At 69.8% G+C, this 20,534-nt stretch carries 21 protein-coding genes; 12 read left to right on the top strand and 9 right to left on the bottom strand.

Annotated elements, in window-relative coordinates:
- Positions 1 to 222: 222 nt before the first annotated feature.
- The 5 genes from GP2_RS07750 to groL form a co-directional block, all read right to left on the bottom strand.
- Entirely contained in the window at positions 223 to 831 is a 609-nt protein-coding gene (locus GP2_RS07750) for a TetR/AcrR family transcriptional regulator (RefSeq protein ID WP_006899935.1), read from the bottom strand.
- A gap of 116 nt (positions 832 to 947) precedes the next feature.
- A complete protein-coding gene (locus GP2_RS07755; protein WP_040526623.1) occupies positions 948 to 1,760 on the bottom strand; it encodes a tyrosine-protein phosphatase in 813 nt (270 codons plus the stop codon).
- Complete coding sequence (locus tag GP2_RS21540; protein WP_006899937.1) at positions 1,757 to 2,239, bottom strand: MSMEG_6728 family protein; 483 nt, start codon at positions 2,237 to 2,239, stop codon at positions 1,757 to 1,759. The genes GP2_RS07755 and GP2_RS21540 overlap by 4 nt, the downstream gene beginning before the upstream one ends.
- A 51-nt stretch (positions 2,240 to 2,290) precedes the next feature.
- Positions 2,291 to 2,932, bottom strand: a complete 642-nt coding sequence (locus GP2_RS07765) for a DsbA family oxidoreductase (RefSeq protein WP_006899938.1) — start codon at positions 2,930 to 2,932, stop codon at positions 2,291 to 2,293.
- Between the two features lie 156 nt (positions 2,933 to 3,088).
- Positions 3,089 to 4,714, bottom strand: coding sequence for a chaperonin GroEL (gene groL, locus GP2_RS07770; protein ID WP_006899939.1), 1,626 nt, complete (start codon positions 4,712 to 4,714; stop codon positions 3,089 to 3,091).
- Between the two features lie 249 nt (positions 4,715 to 4,963).
- Here groL and GP2_RS07775 point away from each other — a divergent pair, with 249 nt between their 5' ends.
- From GP2_RS07775 to GP2_RS07805, 7 genes are all read left to right on the top strand, one after another.
- Positions 4,964 to 5,866, top strand: coding sequence for a TIGR03621 family F420-dependent LLM class oxidoreductase (locus tag GP2_RS07775; RefSeq protein ID WP_006899940.1), 903 nt, complete (start codon positions 4,964 to 4,966; stop codon positions 5,864 to 5,866).
- Between the two features lie 126 nt (positions 5,867 to 5,992).
- Entirely contained in the window at positions 5,993 to 6,628 is a 636-nt protein-coding gene (locus GP2_RS07780) for a DUF4178 domain-containing protein (protein ID WP_006899941.1), read from the top strand.
- A 22-nt stretch (positions 6,629 to 6,650) separates the two neighbouring features.
- Complete coding sequence (locus tag GP2_RS07785) at positions 6,651 to 7,223, top strand: DUF2617 family protein (RefSeq protein ID WP_006899942.1); 573 nt, start codon at positions 6,651 to 6,653, stop codon at positions 7,221 to 7,223.
- Positions 7,220 to 7,750 carry a DUF4247 domain-containing protein gene (locus tag GP2_RS07790; protein WP_006899943.1) on the top strand — a complete coding sequence of 177 codons (531 nt, stop codon included), beginning with the start codon at positions 7,220 to 7,222 and terminating at the stop codon, positions 7,748 to 7,750. Before GP2_RS07785 ends, GP2_RS07790 begins: the two co-directional genes overlap by 4 nt.
- A gap of 61 nt (positions 7,751 to 7,811) precedes the next feature.
- Complete coding sequence (locus GP2_RS07795) at positions 7,812 to 8,237, top strand: DUF350 domain-containing protein (protein WP_006899944.1); 426 nt, start codon at positions 7,812 to 7,814, stop codon at positions 8,235 to 8,237.
- A 49-nt stretch (positions 8,238 to 8,286) separates the two neighbouring features.
- Positions 8,287 to 9,867 carry a polyamine aminopropyltransferase gene (locus tag GP2_RS07800; protein ID WP_006899945.1) on the top strand — a complete coding sequence of 527 codons (1,581 nt, stop codon included), beginning with the start codon at positions 8,287 to 8,289 and terminating at the stop codon, positions 9,865 to 9,867.
- A gap of 38 nt (positions 9,868 to 9,905) precedes the next feature.
- Positions 9,906 to 11,096, top strand: a complete 1,191-nt coding sequence (locus GP2_RS07805) for a sensor histidine kinase (protein WP_006899946.1) — start codon at positions 9,906 to 9,908, stop codon at positions 11,094 to 11,096.
- 43 nt (positions 11,097 to 11,139) lie between these two features.
- On the opposite strand, the gene GP2_RS07810 is transcribed toward GP2_RS07805, so the two are convergent.
- Entirely contained in the window at positions 11,140 to 12,126 is a 987-nt protein-coding gene (locus tag GP2_RS07810) for an inorganic phosphate transporter (RefSeq protein WP_006899947.1), read from the bottom strand.
- 7 nt (positions 12,127 to 12,133) lie between these two features.
- Positions 12,134 to 12,751: a DUF47 domain-containing protein gene (locus GP2_RS07815; protein ID WP_006899948.1), complete on the bottom strand. Its 618-nt coding sequence runs from the start codon at positions 12,749 to 12,751 to the stop codon at positions 12,134 to 12,136.
- 261 nt (positions 12,752 to 13,012) lie between these two features.
- Between GP2_RS07815 and GP2_RS07820 the strand changes: the two genes are divergently transcribed.
- The 5 genes from GP2_RS07820 (at position 13,013) to GP2_RS07840 (ending at position 18,198) form a co-directional block, all read left to right on the top strand.
- Positions 13,013 to 13,837 (top strand): LytR/AlgR family response regulator transcription factor, encoded by an 825-nt coding sequence (locus tag GP2_RS07820; protein WP_006899949.1) that lies wholly within the window; start codon positions 13,013 to 13,015, stop codon positions 13,835 to 13,837.
- A gap of 18 nt (positions 13,838 to 13,855) precedes the next feature.
- The gene (locus GP2_RS07825) at positions 13,856 to 14,248 is read left to right on the top strand and encodes a hypothetical protein (protein WP_006899950.1); all 393 of its coding nucleotides are present in this window, start codon (positions 13,856 to 13,858) and stop codon (positions 14,246 to 14,248) included.
- Entirely contained in the window at positions 14,245 to 16,056 is a 1,812-nt protein-coding gene (locus tag GP2_RS07830) for a sodium/solute symporter (protein ID WP_006899951.1), read from the top strand. Before GP2_RS07825 ends, GP2_RS07830 begins: the two co-directional genes overlap by 4 nt.
- Positions 16,057 to 16,210: 154 nt before the next feature.
- Positions 16,211 to 16,570, top strand: coding sequence for a DUF485 domain-containing protein (locus tag GP2_RS07835; protein ID WP_006899952.1), 360 nt, complete (start codon positions 16,211 to 16,213; stop codon positions 16,568 to 16,570).
- Positions 16,567 to 18,198: a monocarboxylic acid transporter gene (locus tag GP2_RS07840; RefSeq protein ID WP_006899953.1), complete on the top strand. Its 1,632-nt coding sequence runs from the start codon at positions 16,567 to 16,569 to the stop codon at positions 18,196 to 18,198. The genes GP2_RS07835 and GP2_RS07840 overlap by 4 nt, the downstream gene beginning before the upstream one ends.
- A gap of 247 nt (positions 18,199 to 18,445) precedes the next feature.
- On the opposite strand, the gene GP2_RS07845 is transcribed toward GP2_RS07840, so the two are convergent.
- Together GP2_RS07845 and GP2_RS07850 are read right to left on the bottom strand one after the other, a co-directional pair.
- Positions 18,446 to 19,858: an amidase gene (locus tag GP2_RS07845; protein WP_006899954.1), complete on the bottom strand. Its 1,413-nt coding sequence runs from the start codon at positions 19,856 to 19,858 to the stop codon at positions 18,446 to 18,448.
- Positions 19,859 to 19,883: 25 nt separating this feature from the next.
- Complete coding sequence (locus GP2_RS07850; protein ID WP_006899955.1) at positions 19,884 to 20,510, bottom strand: TetR/AcrR family transcriptional regulator; 627 nt, start codon at positions 20,508 to 20,510, stop codon at positions 19,884 to 19,886.
- Positions 20,511 to 20,534: the final 24 nt, after the last annotated feature.

Consider the following 20,534-nt stretch of genomic DNA (forward strand, 5'->3'; position numbering starts at 1 on the left):
TCACCCCTCCCCGGGATCTCGGCTTCGGTTCGCCTCGGCGCGTTATGCGGCCCGCACCGCCACCGTGAACCTAACGACGCGGGCGTCCGGTGTCCAATGCTTCCGGTGCAAGAGGAGCGGCCACCGCCGCGCGACAGTGCCGATCAGCGCACGGCCACCGCCGCGCGACAGTGCCGATCAGCGCACGGCCACCGCCGCGCGACAGTGCCGATCAGCGCACGGCTACCGCCGCGCGACAGCGGCGTCGCAGAGTGTCGCGAGCTCGTCGATGACCCGGTCGAGGGGTTCGACGCTGCGCTGCGTCTGACAGATCGCGACCGCGCCCTCGATCGCGGCGATCACGAGGTTGGCCAGGGTATCGGCCCGCTCGCTGTCGACGCCGTCGACCACGAGCCGTGCCGTCACGAGATCGGTCCAGCGGCGGAGGATCTCCGCGGCGGCGTCGGCCACCTCGGGTTCCTCCCGCCGCGCGAGTCCGCCGGCCATCACGGGGCAGCCGAACTGGTAGTCGGTGTTCACCAGCATCTTCCGCCAGACGCCGCCGATCTCGCGCACCGTCTCGGCCGGGGTCAGCGTGGCCCGACGGGACAGGCGTTCGGAGATGAAGTCGCCCGCGTAGCGGACGGCCTCGGTCATGAGCTGGGTCTTCCCGCCCGGGAAGTGGTGATAGATCGACCCGCGCGGGGCGGAACTCGCGGCGATCACGTCGCCGATCGACGTCGCGGCGACGCCGTCGCGGCCGATCAGGTCCGCCGCATGCACGATCATCCGCTCGCGCGGACCCCGTTCGCCCGATCCGGAGATGACGGACTCGGCGCCATGCGGAGCCATGCGTCCTCCTTCACGTCTCGACCACGTGTTCTATGCGACTATACATATCCGGCCACGCCCAGGGCCGCGTCGCGGGGATCGGCGACGCGGGACGGCGGACCTCACGGTTCGACACCTCACGGTTCGACGAGGAAGTTCTCCCTCAGTTTCTCCTGGTCGAGCGGACCGATCCCGAGCGCGGCCTCGAAGTAGTGCTCGATCCCGTCGAACTGCGACCGCATCTCGTCGAACGCGGCGTCGAGATACACCCGGTCCACGCCGAGCACCGGCACGAGCAGTTCGGGGTCGCCTCCCGCGGCGGCGAACCCGTCGAAGATCGGCTTCAGCGCCGGGATCAGTCGTTCGTTGGTGAGCAGGTAGTCGCGGTAGACGTCCTCCTCGTCCACCCCGACCAGGGTGAGGAACGATGCGGCGGCCCAGCCCGTGCGGTCCTTGCCGGTGGTGCAGTGGAACAGCGCCGGCGTGGGCTCGTCGCCGAGGAGGCCCCGGAAGAGCGCGGAGTAGGCGGCGACGCTGCTGGGCAGGGTGATCATCTCGCGGTAGGTGCCTGCGATGAGCTCGCGCGCCTTGCCGCCGGAGAGCGCCTCACCGGCCAGGGCGACCGTTTTCGGGTCGGAGAGCACCGCGCCGATGTTCGCCGGGATCGACATCTGCGCGTCGGCGAGGACGTCGAGGCCGATGTGCGTGGCGCCGGGCAGCTCGGGATCGGGGATCGCCTCGCGCTCGTGCGCCGACCGCAGGTCGTAGAGGGTGCGCAGGCCGAGCCTTTCGAGGGTGGGGACGTCATCGGCCGCCAGCGACGAGAAATCCGTCGACCGGAACAGCTGCCCGGACCGGACGATCCGGCCGTCGGCCGTCGGCCAGCCTCCGAGGTCGCGCATGTTGGGCAGGCTCGCGATGGGACTCGGCCCGCCGGGACTCACGATCACGCGACCATCGTCGCAGATGGCCCGGTCGGCCACACACCGCACCCGCCGCTCACCGGGGCCCGGCGACCACTGGGAAGAGCACCCGCGGATTCTGCAACTGCGCGGGCGGGTCCAAGTAGGGCGGAGCGGTGACTGAGATGGAGTCTCTCGTCGCCGAGCCACGGCGGCATCAGGCCGGCGGACGCCAACTCCGACTGGCCACGCCCGACGACCTGCGGCGCGAACTCCGCGATGAGGGGCCCGGTCGCGTCGGCCCGGCCCTCCCGTGTCCACTCCCCGACGCACGCGAGTCCGTAGGAGACGAGCGCAGGGGTGTGTCCACGCCACATGCCGACCGCGGGGTGGTTGGACCATCCGTAGTCGAACAGCTCCAGCGCGCGCAGGATCTGCAGGGTCTCCACGCGCTGCTTGCCGAGACGCGCGGGATCGAGGACCGCCGCGGAACGGGCGAAGTCCGGATACGGCAGGAAGGTCTGCATGCCGTGCGGTTACCCCGAGATGCGCCGGCCCACCCCTGTCGGCCGGCGGGGTCAGCCGCGGACCTTCTCGAGCACATCCAGGAAGGTCTCCGGCTCCTGCGCGCCCGACACGCCGTACCTGCCGTCGAAGACGTAGAACGGGACTCCGCTGATCCCGTACTCACGGGCCTGCGCGAGGTCGGCGGCCACGGCATCGGCGTACCTGCCGGATTCGAGCGCCTCGAGGGTCTCGGCCCGATCCAGCCCGACCTCGGCGGCGAGGTCGGCCAGCTCGGCCGGACGACCCACGTGCCGCCCTTCCTTGAAGTACGCCCGGAACAGCCGCTCGGCCAGTTCGAGCTGCCTGCCTCGGGCCTTGGCATGGTGCAGCGCCTCATGCGCCTTGAGGGTGTTGGTGTGCCGCAGGCTCTCGAAGTCGAAGTCGAGTCCGACCTCGGCGGCGATGCCGCGGACCTGCTCGAGCATGGCCGCCACCCGGTCCGGCGCAAGCCCCTTGTGGCGCACCAGGAAGTCGATCTCGGAACCGGAGAAATCGACCGGGGTGTCCGGGGCGAGTTCGAAGCTGCGGTAGGTCACCTGCACGTCGTCGCGGCCGTCGAACCGCTCGAGCGCGGCCTCGAAGCGGAGCTTGCCGATGAAGCACCAGGGGCAGGCGATGTCGGACCACACGTCGACCGTGATGGGAGAAGGCATGACCTCATTCAACCGCGTCCCCCGCGGCCGCGTTCCGGACGTCGGTGCCGTACCGGCGAACGGCCTGCAGAACGACGAAACCGGCCCACTCCCGAAGGAGTGGGCCGGTCCGCTGAGAAAGTCAGAGCCTCGAGGCTCCGAGAGGAGGGGTCGGGCTCAGAAGCCCATGCCGCCCATCTCGTCGCCACCCGGCAGGACCGGGCCGGCGTTCTTCTCGGGCTTGTCGGCGACGACGGCCTCGGTGGTGAGGAACAGGGCCGCGATCGACGCGGCGTTCTGCAGCGCCGAGCGGGTGACCTTCACCGGGTCGTTGATGCCGGCGGCCAGCAGGTCCTCGTACTCACCGGTGGCGGCGTTGAGGCCGGTACCGGTGGGCGAGTTCTTGACCTTGTCGGCGACGACGCCGGGCTCGAGGCCGGCGTTGACGGCGATCTGCTTGGCCGGGGCCGAGAGAGCGACGCGGACGATGTTGGCGCCGGTGGCCTCGTCACCCTCGAGGTTCAGGGCGTCGATGGCCGACTCCGACTGCAGCAGGGCGACGCCGCCACCGGCGACGATGCCCTCCTCGACGGCAGCCTTGGCGTTGCGCACGGCGTCCTCGATGCGGTGCTTGCGCTCCTTGAGCTCGACCTCGGTTGCCGCGCCCGCCTTGATGACCGCAACACCGCCGGCCAGCTTGGCCAGGCGCTCCTGCAGCTTCTCGCGGTCGTAGTCGGAGTCGCTGTTCTCGATCTCGGCGCGGATCTGCGCGACGCGACCGGCGATGGCGTCCGGGTCGCCGGCGCCCTCGACGATGGTGGTCTCGTCCTTGGTGACGACGACCTTGCGAGCGGTACCGAGCAGCTCGAGTCCGGCGCCCTCGAGGGTCAGGCCGACCTCTTCGCTGATGACCTCGCCACCGGTGAGGATGGCGATGTCGGCCAGCATGGCCTTGCGGCGGTCACCGAAGCCCGGGGCCTTGACGGCGACGGACTTGAAGGTGCCCTTGAGCTTGTTGACGACCAGGGTCGACAGGGCCTCGCCCTCGACGTCCTCGGCGATGATCAGCAGCGGCTTGCCGGCCTGGATGACCTTCTCCAGCAGCGGCAGCAGGTCCTTGATGGTCGAGACCTTGCCCGAGACGAGCAGGATGTACGGATCGTCGAGGACGGCTTCCTGACGCTCGGCGTCGGTCACGAAGTAGCCCGAGATGTAGCCCTTGTCGAAGCGCATGCCCTCGGTGAGCTCGAGCTGCAGGCCGAAGGTGTTGGACTCCTCGACCGTGATGACGCCTTCCTTGCCGACCTTGTCCATCGCCTCGGCGATGAGCTCGCCGATCGAGGAGTCGCCGGCCGAGATACCGGCGGTGGCAGCGATCTGCTCCTTGGTCTCGACCTCCTTGGCGCTCTTCAGGAGGGACTCGGTGACGGCCTCGACGGCCTTCTCGATGCCGCGCTTCAGACCCAGCGGGTTGGCGCCGGCGGCGACGTTGCGCAGACCTTCACGGACGAGAGCCTGAGCCAGGACGGTGGCGGTGGTGGTGCCGTCGCCTGCGACGTCGTCGGTCTTCTTGGCGACTTCCTTGACCAGCTCGGCGCCGATCTTCTCGTAGGGATCCTCCAGCTCGATCTCCTTGGCGATGGACACACCATCGTTGGTGATCGTGGGGGCGCCCCACTTCTTCTCCAGAACGACGTTGCGACCCTTGGGCCCCAACGTCACCTTGACAGCGTCGGCGAGGCTGTTGAGGCCCCGCTCGAGACCGCGGCGGGCCTCTTCGTCGAACGCGATTTGCTTGGCCATGGGTAAGTGATCCTCCGAAGGGGGGTGACACTAGGTTCGTATGGCCGGACTCGGTGCCCGCGACGGACGACCGGTGTGTCATCAGGAACCGATCTCACCGTCCCGACCTAGCACTCACAGCTCGCGAGTGCCAACGTCCGTTTTAGCACTCGCCCCTGGAGAGTGCAAGGCCGCGTCGGCCTCCCGGACGGTCCGCGGAGGCCCCTCGGACAGTGATCCACGTCTGTGACCGGCGCTACTTTGGAAGGCATGTCTCTCGCCTCCAGGGCATTCCGGTTCGGGGTCAACATGCTCGCGGTCGGCGACATCACGTCGTGGCGGGATCGCGTCCGACGAGCCGGGGAACTGGGGTACGACGTCCTGCTGGTTCCCGACCATCTGGGGATTCCGAGTCCGTGGCCTGCGCTGGCCGTCGCCGCGCAGGCGAGCGGACGCCTTCGCGTGGGCACCTTCGTCCTCAACGCGGCCTTCACCAACCCGGCGCTCCTCGCCCGGGACGCCGCGACCGTCGACCAGCTCTCCGACGGCCGCGTCGAGATCGGCATCGGTACCGGTTACGCCCGCGAGGAGTTCGAATCGGCCGGGATCGACTACCTCGCGCCGGGGCGGCGCGTCGACCACCTGGCCGCCACCGTGCAGAAGGCGAGGTCGTTGCTGTCCGATCCGGAGTTCACGCCGAGACCCGTCCAGGCGCGCATTCCCCTCCTTCTCGGCGGCAACGGCGACCGCGTGCTGCGGCTGGCGGCCGAGCACGCCGACATCGTCGGCTACACGGCCGCCCGGACGAGCCGCGACGGCGCGCTCTCCCCGCTGGCCGCCGCCGAGTTCGCCGAGCGGGTCGCCTTCGCACGCGACGCGGCAGGCGAGCGTGCCGACGCCATCGAGTGGAACCTCCTGATGCAGATCGTGGCCGTCACCGACGACCCGGTCGCGGTCGCCGAGGAGCACATCGCCAGGTGGGAGCTGACGATGAGTCCGCAGGAGTTCCTCGACCTCCCGTCGGTCCTCATCGGCCCGGCAACCGACCTCGCCGGCCGGCTCGTCGAGCTCCGCGCGACCACCGGGATCAGTTACATCACGGTTCTCGAACCGGTCTGCGAGCAGTTCGCACCGGTCATCGCGAGGTTGCGGGAGATCGACGGGACGCGGTGAGCCCGGCCCCGGACACGCCCGCGTCACCCATCGGGGGCCGATCGCCTCGCGGCGACTCGTCTCGCGGGTCATTCATCTCGCCGAACCCGGCTGACTGCTCCCGCCGACACGGATAACGTCGGTCCCGTGGAGTTCCTGCTGATCATCGTCGTGGCGCTGCTCGCCATCATCGCGGTGGTCGTCATCTTCGATCACCTGGGCAAGAGGAAGGCACGGGAAGCCGAGGCGGCGGCCCTGCGCAACCGCACGTACCGGCCGGGCGACCCGTTCTCGTCGGCCGACGACGACTCGGTGTACGGCGACCCGCGTCAACTCAAGCCCGGCGACCTGGTGGAACTGCGCGGCCAGACCTACGCGGTGCGCGGCACCCTGCGGCTGACCCAGGACGGCTACACCTGGACCGAGAACTTCCTCGACACCGGACTGGGCAGCCGGGCGTGGATCTCGGTGGAGGACGATCCCGATCTCGAGGTCGTGCTCTGGCACGAGCTCCCGAACGTCACCGCGCAACCGGGTCCGGACACCGTCGAGGTCGACGGCCGCCGGTATCGCTCCGACGAGGCGGGCAACGCCCGGTTCACCTCCGCCGGCACCACCGGCCTCGCGACATCGGGGGTGATGGCCTACCACGACTACGAGTCCGGCGCCGACCGCCTGTCCTTCGAGGACTTCGGCAGCGGCTGGGAGTGCGCACGGGGCGAGCTCCTCTCGCGCGCCGACTACCGCATCTTCCCGTCCGATCCGTCACCCGAGACCCACTAGTCCACGAGGACCGGACCAAGACATGTCGAGACGACCCGGGGGACCCGAGATCTCCGACGACCCCGTCGCCGTCGGCCCCATCGCCACGTTGTCCGTGGCGTACGCCGACACCAGCGCCGCACGTCTGGGATTCTCCCTCGACGCCCCACTGCAGGACCCGCTCGCGGTCCGCGACGCCGAGATCGACGGCATCACCGTGTCGGTGAGGCTGCTCGGCACGAGCCACCAGGTGGTCCTCGACGACGGCGTCCACCGGATCTGCGAGACCGTCGCCTGCCTGCCGGAGGTCGCTTCCGCGGTGCCGGAGTCCTTCCAGCAGACCGGCTATCACTTCACGTCCCGGGTCGAGCAGGCCACGGCGGATCGGTTCGCGACCCTCGTCGAACAGCTCACCGCACTCGTGACCGAACGGTCCGCCGCGGGATTCCCCTGCGTGCTCGGGGTTTTCCCGGGCCACCCGCACGCGGTGACCGCCATCGTCACCGACGCATCGCCGGAGGAGATCTCCTGGCGGACGTGGCACGCCTACCCGAACGCGGGCGAGGTCGTGGTCACCGCAAGCCATCTCACGCGCGACCGGGTGGCGGACTCATGAGTCGCCCGTCCTCGACACCCGGCGATGACGCGCGGCGTCGTCTCAACCGGGTCCGCAACATCATCGTCGGCGCCATCGTGGTCATCGCGATCTTCGCGCTCATCGGCGCGTGTGGCGCCCGCATCGTCCGGGAGGGCGGGCTCGGGGGCTCGGCGCGGGACTTCATCGCGCAGAACTACCAGCGCAACGCCGCCCTCGACGACGGGGACGTCCACGCCTACCTCGCCGAGGGCACGCCGGCCGAGGTGGCCGAGGACATCCGCGACGCCGAGCGGCCGACCGATCAGCGGACCGGCGCGTCGGCGACCGGGAACATCGCCGGCGCCCAATTCCTGCAATACCCCGACTACCTCGTCGCGTTGTTCCCGTACGCCGCCCACCAGACCCGAGTGATGCTCAGCAAGGACTACCGCTCGGGCTACAACCGCTATCACAGCTACGTCGGCGGTTTCTGGGTTCCCACCCCCGGCTACTCCGGCAGCGGCAGCAGCAACCGGGGCGGCGGCAGCGGCGGAGGCGGCAAATGACCGCCACCGCCTTCACGACGTCCACGTCCACCCGCAACCAACCGAACCCAGGGAGATGACGATGCTCGCTGACCTCACCGAGAACGCCTACGCCGCAGGCGCTTACGCCGGTGTCGGCGTGATCCTGATGATCGTGGCGTTCGCGATCCTCGACCTGCTCACCCCCGGGAAGCTGCGCCACCAGCTGTGGGCGGACCGCAACCGCAACGCGGGAATCCTGGTGGCCTCCAACCTCTTCGCGGTCGCGATCATCGTCACCGCGTCGATCGTCGCGAGCGAGGGCCGGCTGCTGAAAGGACTCACCTACACCGCCGTCTACTCGGCCATCGGCCTGGCGGTGATGGCGGTGACCTTCCTCGTCATCGACGTGCTGACCCCGGGCAGGCTCGGCGAGCTCGTCGTCCACGAGGAGACCCACCCGGCCGTGTGGGTGCAGGCGGTCGCGCACCTCGGGGTCGCGATCATCATCGCCGCCTCGATCCTGTGACACGCCCCTCCCCCACCCCTTCGACACGTCCTGCGATGACCTCCCCGTCATGAGCACCACCGACACCGTCGACGACGCGCCGCCGGGCGATCCGGCGGCCGCCTGGCCCCGCCTGGCCCGATCGGCGCTGCTCGCCGTGGTGTTCGTCTGCGCCGCCTGCGGCCTCGTGTACGAGCTGGCGCTGGTCTCGCTCGGCTCGTTCCTGATCGGCAACACCGCCACGCAGGCGTCGATCGTCCTGTCGGTGATGGTGTTCGCGATGGGAGTCGGGTCCCTCGCCGCGAAACCGCTGCAACCGCGGTCGGTCACGGCCTTCGCCGTCGTCGAGCTGGCCCTGGCCCTCCTCGGCGGCCTGTCGGTGATGGCGCTCTATGCCGCGTTCGCCCATCTGGAGCTCTACACACCCGCCCTGATCGCGGTGGCCTTCGTCCTCGGCCTGCTGATCGGCGCGGAGATCCCGTTGCTCATGGTGTTGCTGCAGCGGATTCGACGTCAAGAGGCCGGGGCCGCGGTGGCGGACATGTTCGCGGTCGACTACATCGGCGCCCTCGTCGGCGGCCTGTGCTTCCCGTTCCTGTTGCTGCCGTTGTTCGGTCAGCTCCGCGGCGCCCTGGTCGTCGGCCTGGTCAACGCCGCCGCCGGCTGCTTCCTGGTCTTCGTGATCTTCCGGAAGGCGTTGCGGCGCAGCCACCTCGTGGCGCTGTCGGTGGCGTCGCTCGTGGTGGTGGCGACCCTGATCGCCGCGCTCGTGCTGTCGACCCGGTTCGAGGTCACCGCCCGGCAGGCCCTCTACCGCGACCCGATCGTCGCATCCGCCCGCAGCGCGTACCAGGACATCGTGATCACCGAACGCGGCACCGGCGCCGGTCCCGACACCCGCCTGTACCTCAACGGCGACCTGCAGTTCTCCTCGATCGACGAGCACCGCTACCACGAGGCACTGGTGCATCCGGCCATGGCCGGCGCCCACGCGTCGGTCCTCATCCTCGGCGGCGGGGACGGGCTGGCGTTGCGGGAGGTGCTGCGCTACCCCGGTATCCGTGAGGTCACCCTCGTCGAACTCGATCCGGCGATGATCCGGCTGGCCCGCACCGACGAGCGCCTACGACGCCTCAACAAGGGATCGATGAGCGATCCGCGCGCCGAGATCGTCACCGCCGACGCCTTCGGCTGGCTCCGCCACACCGACCGCCGGTTCGACGTGATCGTCGTCGACATGCCCGATCCCGACGACACGGCCACCGCGAAGCTGTACTCGACCGAGTTCTACGCCATGGTCCGCGCCCACCTCGCCGACGGCGGCCGGGTGGTGGTGCAGGCCGGATCGCCGTACTTCGCCCCGAAGTCGTTCTGGTGCATCGCCTCCACCATGCGCGCCGCCGGCCTCCCGGCCACGCCGTACCACGTCGACGTCCCGGCGTTCGGGGACTGGGGTTTTCACCTGGCGAGCACACGCGGGCCGGTCAGCCCGGCCGTCGAACCGCCGGAACCGCTGCGCTTCCTGAGCGCCGAGCAGCTCACCGCGGCCACGGTGTTCCCCCTCGATCGCCAACCGCTCGACCTGCCTCCGTCGACTCTGATGGACCCGCGCATCCTCCGCTACGCACAGGGCGAGTGGGCCACGTACTGACGCCGCGAACCGGCCGCGGCTCCCAGTAGGGTCGGATCATGACCGGCCAAGTCGCCATCGTCGGTGCCGTCCTCGCGCTGATCGTCGTCGTCGGCCTGATCGCCCTGATCCGGACCCGGCGGGTGGTCACCACGCCGACCGAGCGCGCGGTGCACTCGACCCTGCACACCGCGTCACTCGCGGCGCGTTCGCTGCGGACCGGACTGTCCGAGGAGTCTGCCCGGGAGGCACTGCCCCACCTCCGCACGCTCACGGCCGCGGAAGCCGTCGCCCTCTTCGACGACGAACCCAGAGAACTCGCGCACGAGCCCGCCGGCGACGACCTCTGGGACCCCGCGCTGCTGAACGCCGCGGCGAATGCGGCGTCGTCGGCCCGCGGCGACCAGCGTCGGGTGCTGGTCACCGATCCGTGCGGGGCGGACTCGCCCGTGCGCGCCCTCATCGCCCAACCTCTCGTCGCCGGCGAGGTCGACGTCGGCGTCCTCGTCGTCGCGACGACCCGACGCCCCGGGCCGGGCATGCTCGGGGCCGTCGCCGAGGTCGCGCGGTACGTGTCGAGCCAGATCGAACTCGCCGAGCTCGACGCCTCCCGGGCCCGTCTCGACCGGGCCGAGGTCCTGGCGTTGCGCGCCCAGATCAGCCCGCACTTCATCTACAACGCGCTCAACACCATCGCCTCGTTCGTGCGCACCGACCCCGACCGCGCCCGCGAGCTCGTCCTCGACTTCGCCGACTTCACCCGTTATTCGTTCCGGGCCAGCGGCGAGTACACGGTGCTCGCCGACGAGTTGCGCAACATCGACCGCTACCTGACCCTCGAGCGCGCGCGGTTCGGCAACTCGCTCGACGTGCGGCTGCACGTGGCGCCGGAGGTCCTCAACGTCGTCGTGCCGTTCCTCGCCCTGCAACCGCTCGTGGAGAACGCCGTCCGGCACGGCCTGGCGCCGAAGGGCGGCGGAACGATCACGATCACCGCGGCCGACGAGGGCACCGACTGCGTCATCACCGTCGAGGACGACGGCGTCGGCATGGACCCGGAATTGCTGCGTTCCGGCGCGATCGACGCGCTGGACCCCGGCGAGGGCGCACACGTCGGGCTCACCAACGTCGACCACCGGCTGCGCGCGGCCTTCGGCAACGACTACGGCCTGGTGGTCGAGACCGCCGTCGGAGCCGGCACGAAGGTCGGCATGCGGGTCCCCAAGTTCCGGGCCGGCATCCACGCGTGACGGCCGGTCCGAGCGGGCCGGCCCCATCGGACGGGCGGCCGGACTAGGTGAAGATCCTCGCCACCGCGAACGTGAGCGCGGCGAACGCCGCGGCCGCGGGGAACGTGGTGATCCAGGCGGCGGCCATGTTCCCGGCCATGCCCCAGCGGACCGCGCTGGTGCGCTTGGTGGAACCGACGCCCATGATCGCCGACGAGATGACGTGCGTCGTCGAGATCGGGGCGCCCATGCCGGCCGACGCGACGTAGAGCACCGACGCCGCGGTCGCCTCGGCGGCGAATCCCTGCGGCGGGTCGAGTTCGATGATCTTGCGGCCGAGGGTGCGCATGATCCGCATGCCGCCGGTGGCGGTGCCGATGGCCAGGACGACCGCGGTGAGCAGGAAGCACCACAGCGGGATGTGGTAGTCGTCCTGGTAGCCCGCGACGACGAGCGCGAGGACGACGATGCCCATGGTCTTCGCCGCGTCCTGCATACCGTGGCCGAAGGCCATCATCGCCGCCGACACCGTCTGCGCGTGGCGGAAGCGGCGGCCCGTGACCGCAGGAGAGGCGTTGCGGAACAGCCACATGATGGCGAGCATCGCCGCGGCGCCGAGCACGAAGCCGGCGAGGGGCGAGACGACCATCGGGATCAGGATCTTCTCGACCACGCCGCTCCAGAGAACGGTCACACCGCCGACGAGCGCTGCGCCGACCATGCCGCCGATCAGCGCGTGCGACGAGGAGGACGGCAGGCCGAACCACCAGGTGATGAGGTTCCAGCCGATTGCTCCCACCAGGGCGCAGCCGACGAGGAGCAACGCGTCGGGACCGACCTTGAGGTCGATGATCCCCGAGCCGACCGTGCTCGCCACCTTGGCGCCGAAGAACGATCCGATCAGGTTCCCGACCGCGGCCATCGCGAGGGCCGCCCGCAGGGTGAGGGCCCGGGTCGACACCGAGGTCGCGATCGCGTTGGCAGAGTCGTGGAAGCCGTTGGTGAACGTGAAGGCCATCGCGAGGCCGATCACCACGAGAAGTCCGAACACAGGAGTGTCACGACTCCTTGAGGACGATGGTCTCGACGATGTTGGCGACCTTCTCGAACGAGTCCGCGGCGTCCTCGAACTCGTCGGCGACGTCCTTGAGCTTCATCACCGTGAGCGCGTCGAGATGGCCGTCGAAGAGGTAGGCGAGGAAGGTCCGGTAGACGTGGTCGGCCCGGTTCTCGAGATCGTTGATCTCGATCCAGTAGCGCTCGAGGTCCTTCATCCCGGCCAGGCGGGGCATCGCGTCGGCGGTCACGCTCGCGCAGGTGTCGAGGATCTCGACCATCTCGCGCAGCTGCCCCGGGAGCTCGGAGACGTTGTAGAGGGCCATGAGGTGGGTCGCGGCCTCGATGTGGTCCATCACGTCGTCGAGGCTGGACCCGAGGACGTAGATGTCGGACCGGTCGAACGGGGTGATGAAGCTCGAGTTGACCGTCCGGAACATCTCATGGGTGATGCGGTCGCAGTCGTGTTCGAGCTCGAGCATGCGTCGTGCCGTCGCCTCGATGTCCGGCTCTGGCTCGAGCAGACCGGTGAGAGCCTTGGTCCCATCCGCCAGGCAGCGCGCCGAGGACGTGAACAACCCGTAGAAGAGATCGTTCCTGGGTTTGAACCGGGAGAACACCGTGTCTTTCTTCCTAACTTCCGTCCAACGCGGCGAGGCGACGCTGTGCACACATCGTCGTGTGCGGCGTCTGCCGTCGGGATGGCCGTGCACAGCGTATCGAGAACCCGGAGGGACGCAGCCATGCGACCGGACTTTTTCTCGAATTCACCCTCCCCTGGCCCCGACATCCACTTCCCGGAGAAGGCTCCGGAGCACCTCGCGCAGGGTACGATCCCCCTGTTCACCTGGGTCGCGCAGGGACGCACAGGGAGGTGATGGATGTCCGCGCTGGCAGTGCTCGCGGTAGACGACGAACCGCCTGCCCTCGACGAACTCACCTACCTGCTGTCCCGCCAGGACGATGTCGACGAGGTTCTCGCGGCGAGCGATGCCACCGACGCCCTGCGCGAACTCAACTCCCACCGGGTCGACGCGATCTTCCTCGACATCAACATGCCCGGGTTGTCCGGGCTGGAGCTCGCCGGCGTCCTCGCCAAGTACGCGGACCCGCCGATGATCGTGTTCGTCACCGCCCACGAGGACAAGGCCGTCGACGCCTTCGATGTCGGGGCCGTCGACTATCTGCTCAAGCCGCTCCGTGAGGAACGCCTTGCCCAGGCCCTCTCGCGGGTCCGCGCCGCCCTCGAGGCTCGCACCCGGGCGTCGGCGCCGGCCCCCGCGCCGGAGCCGGCCGATCGCACCGCCCGCGCCGCCGCGTCCGACGACGTCATCCCGGTCGAGATGAGCGGGGTCACCTCGCTGGTGCGCCGGGACACCATCTCCTGGGTGGAGGCGGTCGGCGACTATGCGCGGCTACATGCCGAATCCGGCTCGCACCTCGTGCGGATCCCGCTGTCGACCCTCGAATCACGGTGGCAGGACAAGGGTTTCGCCCGCGTCCACCGCTCGTACCTGGTGTCGCTGCCCATGGTCACCGGGCTGCGGACCTCGGGCGGCCAGACGCTGGTCGCCGTCCGGGCCAACGGGGCGTCGGAGGCGGTGGAGCTGCCCGTGAGCCGGCGGCAGGTGCGCGATCTCAAGGACCGGCTCATCCGTGACCCGCTGCGCCGGTACCGTCACCCGACCACCCGCGACCACGCCTGACGGACGGCCGCCCAGACGATGTCGCAGAACCCGCCACAACGCGAACGGGTGGTGCTCGCCCAGCGCCGCGGGGCGCGGATGGTCCGCACCCGCGTCGAGGTCCAGGAGCAGACCGAGATCGGCGACGCCCTCGTCCGGGGCCTGATGCGCGCCCAACTCGGACTCGGGTTGCGCCTCGGCCTGGGCCTGGTGGTCGTGGTCGTGGCGATCCCGCTGCTGGTCTTCGCGTTCCCGGAGGTCGCGGCCGCGACCGTCTTCGGCATCCGGGTCACGTGGATCGCGCTCGGACTCCTGGCGTACCCGGTCATCTACCTGACGGGCCTGCTGTACGTGCGCCTGGCCGAGAACGCCGAACGCGACTTCATGAGCCTCGTCGACGACGAGGAGTCCGAGGTGGGCGGCGGCCCGTGAACGGCGTCGACGTCCTCACCGCCGTCGCCCTGTTCGCCGCCGCGTTCGCCACGATCGCCGTCGGTGCCTGGGGCGGCCGGTTCTCGCGCACCACCTCCGACTTCCTGGTGGCCTCGCGCGCCGTCGGCCCGCGCTGGAACGCCGCCGCGGTGTCCGGCGAATACCTCTCGGCCGCATCATTTCTCGGCGTCGCCGGCCTGATCGCGAAGTACGGCGCCGATGCGCTGTGGTATCCGGTGGGATTCACCGCCGGATACCTGGGCCTGCTGCTGTTCGTCGCGGCGCCACTGCGCCGGTCCGGGGCCTACACCGTGCCCGACTTCGCGGAGTTCCGGCTCTCGTCGACGGCCGTCCGCAAGACGGCGATGGTCGTGGTGGTCGTGGTCTGCGTGCTCTATCTGATCCCGCAGTTCCAGGGCGCCGGCCTGACGCTCAACATCCTGCTGGGTGTTCCGGTGTGGGTCGGCGGCGTCGCCGTCGGCACCATCGTCATCGTCAACGTGGTCGGCGGCGGGATGCGGTCGATCACCTTCGTCCAGGCGTTCCAGTACTGGCTCAAGCTGACGGCCATCGCGATCCCGACGCTCGTGCTGATCGGGGTGTTCGCCGGCGACCCCCAGCCGGTCGGCGACCCCGCGCCGCCGCGCGTGAGCGCGCCGACCACCGTCGACGTCACCACCGACGTCGTCGTCACCGTGACCGAGCCGAAGGGAGTGCGGATCACCGGAACCCTCGACGGAACCGAGGTCCACGCCCGGGTGCCGACGCCCGGACGGCACGTCATCGAGGCGGACTCGGTCATCGCCCTCGACGCCGGCGCCGCGACCCCCGTCGTGGACGGGGCGCCCGTCGACGGCTCGGACTGGGTCGCGTCGGGCGACGGTTTCGGCGATCGCCATCCGCTGTTCCAGGTGCTGTCCCTGGTGATCGCCACCTTCCTGGGCGTCATGGGGCTGCCACATGTCCTGGTGCGCTTCTACACCAATCCCGACGGCCGCACCGCGCGGCGGACGGCCCTCGCCGCGATCGCTCTGCTGTCCCTGTTCTATCTCTTCCCCGTGCTCCTGGGCGTCTTCTCGCGGCTCTACGTGCCCGAGCTCTTGATCACCGGCGCCTCCGACGCCGCGGTGCTGCTGTTGCCGAGCGCGACCATCGGCGGACCGGCCGGACAGGCCCTGGCAGCCCTCGTCGCCGCGGGCGCGATCGCGGCCTTCCTCGCCACCTCGTCGGGCCTTCTGGTGTCCGTCGCCGGCGCATTGTCCACCGACGTCCTGCGCGGACGGGTCCGCGACTTCCGTGTCGCGGCGGTCGCCGGCGGCGGCATCGCCGTCGCATTGTCGCTCGCGGCCGGGTCGCTCGAGTTGTCCCGGACGGTGGGCCTCGTCTTCGCGGTCGCGGCCTCGACGCTCTGCCCGCTGCTGGTCCTCGGGATCTGGTGGCGCGGACTCACCGCGCCAGGCGCGATCGCCGGGCTGGTCGTCGGCGGCCTCTCGTCCGGCATCGCGACGAGTCTCGCGATCGCCGGCGTCGTCGACGACTCCGTCCTCGACGGATGGCTGTCGGTGGTGGTCGGCTACCCCGCGGCCGTGACCGTGCCGCTCGCCTTCGGGACGATGATCCTCGTGAGCCTCTCGACGCGCAGCCGGCTACCCGGCGACCTCTCACGCACCTTCGCCCGGATGCACGTTCCCGAACGCGTCGGCATGGGCATCGACCGTCTGCCGGGCCGCGCCGACGACGAACCGGGGCGCGACCGGACCGCGGACGGCCCGTCGACGGAGGGCCCGGACCGGCATCCGAGGGGCTGACCGCTCACCGTTCGTCGCGGCGCAGCGACCGTCCGTCGCAGAGACCGCGGGATTCGGCGTGTGACCCACGACACCTGATTGTGTGTGACCTGCGCCTCACCCACTCTGTTCTCCGTAGTGCCGTCACATGCGACGCGGCGGCAAACGAATCCCGATGGAGGACACCGTGTCAACCAATCCCACAGTGGCTGCACCCGTGCCGACGGGCGAGCAGTTCGTCGAGATGCAGCACAGCCCCCAATTCCAGGAACTCAAGTCCAGGCTGCGCAGGTTCGTGTTCCCGATGACCGCGTTCTTCCTCGTCTGGTACGCGGTCTACGTCCTGCTCGGCGCGTTCGCCGACGGTTTCATGGCGATCAAGGTCTGGGGCGACATCAACGTCGGACTCATCCTCGGCCTGCTGCAGTTCATCACCACCTTCGTGATCACCGGCCTCTACGTGCGCTTCGCGAACCGTCAGCTCGACCCGCGCGCCGAGGCGCTCCGCAACGAGATGGAAGGCGCGACCCTGTGAAGACCCTCGACCTCGCCGCCACCGTCGGCAGTCCCGTAGTCAACATCTCGATCTTCGTCGCCTTCGTCGCGGTGACGATGTACATCGTCATCCGGGCCAGCAAGAACAACAACTCGGCCGCGGACTTCTTCACCGGCGGCCGCGGATTCTCCGGCCCGCAGAACGGCATCGCGATCGCCGGCGACTACCTGTCGGCGGCCAGCTTCCTCGGCATCGCCGGCGCCATCGCGGTCTACGGCTACGACGGATTCCTGTATTCGATCGGCTTCCTCGTCGCCTGGCTCGTGGCCCTGCTGCTCGTCGCCGAACTCCTGCGCAACACAGGCAAGTTCACGATGGCCGACGTGCTCAGCTTCCGGCTCAAGCAGCGCCCCGTCCGGCTGGCCGCCGCCATCTCGACGCTCGCGGTATCGCTGTTCTACCTGCTCGCCCAGATGGCCGGCGCCGGCGGGCTCGTCGCCCTGCTGCTCGACATCGACAGCCGTCTCGGCCAGTCGATCGTGATCGCCGTCGTCGGCGCCCTGATGATCGTCTACGTCCTCGTCGGCGGCATGAAGGGCACCACCTGGGTGCAGATCATCAAGGCGGTCCTGCTCATCAGCGGCGCGGCCATCATGACCTTCATCGTGCTCGCCAAGTTCGGCATGAACCTCTCCTCGATCCTCGGCTCGGCCCAGGACGCGATCGCCGGTTCCGCAGACGAACAGGTCGCGGCGCGTGACGTTCTCGCCCCCGGCGCCCAGTACGGCGGTTCGCTGGAGTCCAAGATCAACTTCCTGTCGCTGGCCATCGCGCTGGTCCTTGGCACCGCCGGCCTGCCCCACGTCCTGATGCGCTTCTACACGGTCCCGACCGCGAAAGAGGCCCGCAAGTCGGTGGTCTGGGCGATCGCGCTCATCGGCGCCTTCTACCTGTTCACCCTGATCCTCGGCTACGGCGCGGCCGCCCTGGTCGGACCCGACAAGATCCTCGCCGCGGCCGGCGGCCAGAACGCGGCGGCCCCGCTGCTTGCTTTCGAACTCGGCGGTGTGGTGCTCCTCGGGGTCATCTCGGCGGTGGCGTTCGCGACGATCCTCGCGGTGGTCGCCGGTCTCGCCATCACCGCGTCGGCGTCCTTCGCCCACGACATCTACGCGTCGGTCATCAAGCGCAACAAGGTGAGTGAGGACGACCAGGTCCGCGTCTCGCGCTACACCGTTGTCGTGCTGGGCGTCCTCGGTATCGTGCTCGGCATCCTCGCCAACGGGCAGAACATCGCCTTCCTGGTGGCGCTCGCCTTCGCGATCGCCGCGGCGGCCAACCTGCCGACCATCGTGTACTCCCTCTACTGGAAGCGGTTCAACACCCGCGGCGCCCTGTGGAGCATGTACGGCGGCCTGATCTCCACGATCGTCCTGATCGTCTTCTCCCCCGCCGTCTCCGGCTCGGCGTCGTCGATGATCCCGGGCGCCGACTTCGCGTGGTTCCCGCTGGCCAACCCGGGCATCGTCTCGATCCCGCTGGCCTTCGTCCTCGGCATCATCGGCACCCTGACCTCGCCGTCGGACACCGGCGACGTCGAGCGCAGCGCGGAGATGGAGGTCCGTTCCCTCACGGGCATCGGCGCGGAGAAGGCCGTGCAGCACTAGAGGTTTCGACAGATCCACCGCTGTTCGGCAGACCCGCCGCCCGATCGGGTGGCGGGTCTGCCGATGTCTGGTGGGGCGTCCCCGTGAACGGCGAGCACCGACGTCGACGAACTGGCGCTTCCGGACGTGTCTGGGCAGATCCGAGATCCCGGGTCACTGTTCGATCCGCGACGTGCGGTCCAGGCAGACGTCGGAGTGTGACGTCCTCGTCGTCGACTGCGAGAAAACCGTTGGCGTCGAACGCCGTTCAGGCATCCTGGATCCGCGCGAACGGCCGCGCCGCCTCGAGCTCGAACGCCAGCTCCAGCAGCGTCTTCTCGTCGCCCAGGTCGGCGGCGAACTGGATGCCGATCGGGATGCCGTTCGTCGACTGCGCGAGCGGCAGGCTGATGGCCGGGGTGCCTGCGGTGTTGTTGGCGGGAGTGAACGCGACGTAGCGGGTGAGGCGGTCCATCGCCTCGTCGAAATCGACGCCCGGATCGAGGTAGCCGATCTCCGGGGGCGTGTGCCCGAGCGTCGGCGAGAGGATGACGTCGAACTGGTCGTGGAGGCTCCGGAACGCAGCGGTGGCCCGGCGAAGGCCGCGGATCGACGACGGCATCCGGTAGAGATGGCGAAGGCAATGGCGGGACAGGCCGCGGGTCAGTCCGTCGAGCTGCTTGCGGTCGAATCCCTTGTCGAACAACCTCTTTCCGGTGCGGTCCAACGCGAAGGCGAGCAGGGCCCAGTAGTCGATGAACTGCCGGACGTAGGCGCGGTCGACCGGCAGCGGCACCATCTCGGTGCGGTGGCCCAGCGTCTCGACCAGTTCGGCGATGTCGGTCACGGCCTTGTGGGTCTCGCGGTCGAGCAGCTGCCCGGTGAGCGGTTCGGTGACCAGCGCGATCTTCAGGCGCCTGGCCCCCGGTCCCTCCACCAGCCCCACCGGCGGCAGGTCGCCGACCGGCCGGATGCGCTCGGCGTCGGCGATGAATCGCGCGGTGTCGCGCACGGTCCGGCTCACGATCCCATTGCTCACGAGGTCGATCGGGGCGTCCTTGGTCTCCTTCGCCGGCGCGGTCCGCCCGCGGGTCGGCTTCAGGCCCACGAGTCCGCACGCGGCCGCCGGGATGCGGATGGAGCCGCCGCCGTCGTTGGCGTGCGCGATCGGCAGTGCGCCGGCGGCCACCAGCGCCGCCGAACCGCCCGACGACCCGCCGGCCGAGTAGTCGGTGTCCCATGGGTTGCGCGTGGGCTCGCGGTCGACGAACTCGGTCGTGGCGGTGAGCCCGAACGCGGGCAGCGTCGTCGCGCCGACGATGTTGACACCGGTGGCCAGGAACTGGTCGGTGAACGCCTCGTTCGCCGTCGCCGGGCGGTCCGACACGGCTGCCGATCCGTACCGGGTCGGCAGACCCGCGTACTCGGTGTTGTTCTTGATGGCCGACGGCACCCCGGCGAACGCACCATGCGGAAAGTCGTTGTCGACGGCGCGCTTTCGCGCACGTTCCCGGTCGTCGAACGCGATCGCGTTCAGTACCGGGTTGACCTTGTCGATCCGCGCCAGTGCCGCCTCGACGGCCTCGTCGGACGAGATCTCGCCCGCCGCGATCCGCTCCGCGATGCCGACGCCGTCCAACTCCCCGAGCGCGTCGTCTGTGAACGCATGAACCCTCTTCATGCCCGGACCATATCGTTACTCGGGCCTACTCGGGGCTGCTGACGGAAAACGCCAGGACGTCGTCCACGAGCTCGGTCGCATACGACTCGTCGACCGGCAACCCGAACACCGCGTGGTGATAGAGCGGGGCGATCACGTGGTCGAGGAGCTGACGCACCGACGGCGTCGACTCGCCGCGGCCCCGCGCCCGGGCGATCATCTCCTCGGCCTGCTCCCGGCGGATCTCCCAGCACGGGCACACCTCGACGACGTCGTCTCGGGCGGACACCATCGCGCGCAGATACGCGCGTCGCTTCGGCCGTCCGATGTCGGCGGCGATGATGCGGGCCCACTCGGCGACGTCCCCGCGGAGACCCCCGGTGTCCGGTAGCGGCTCCCCCTGGGTGAGGGCGGCCACCGCCACCTCCCCGAGCAGTGCGTCGATCGACCCCCAGCGACGATAGATGCTGGTGGGGTTCACGCCGGCGAGGTCGGCGACCTGCGGGATCGTCATCGTCTCGCGCTGTCCCGCGCCCACGAGTTGCCCGACCGCGGTGAACACGGCCGATTGCACCCGCGCGCTGCGGCCGCCGGGTCGCCTGGAGGCCCCGGGTCGCTTCGGCTCCCCGGAAGCGGGAGTGTCCGCCCGGGCGTTCGCATCACCGGTAGCCATGCGACCATTATTGCAAATCCAATT

This window comes from Gordonia paraffinivorans NBRC 108238 (assembly GCF_000344155.1).
Classification (GTDB): Bacteria; Actinomycetota; Actinomycetes; order Mycobacteriales; family Mycobacteriaceae; genus Gordonia; species Gordonia paraffinivorans.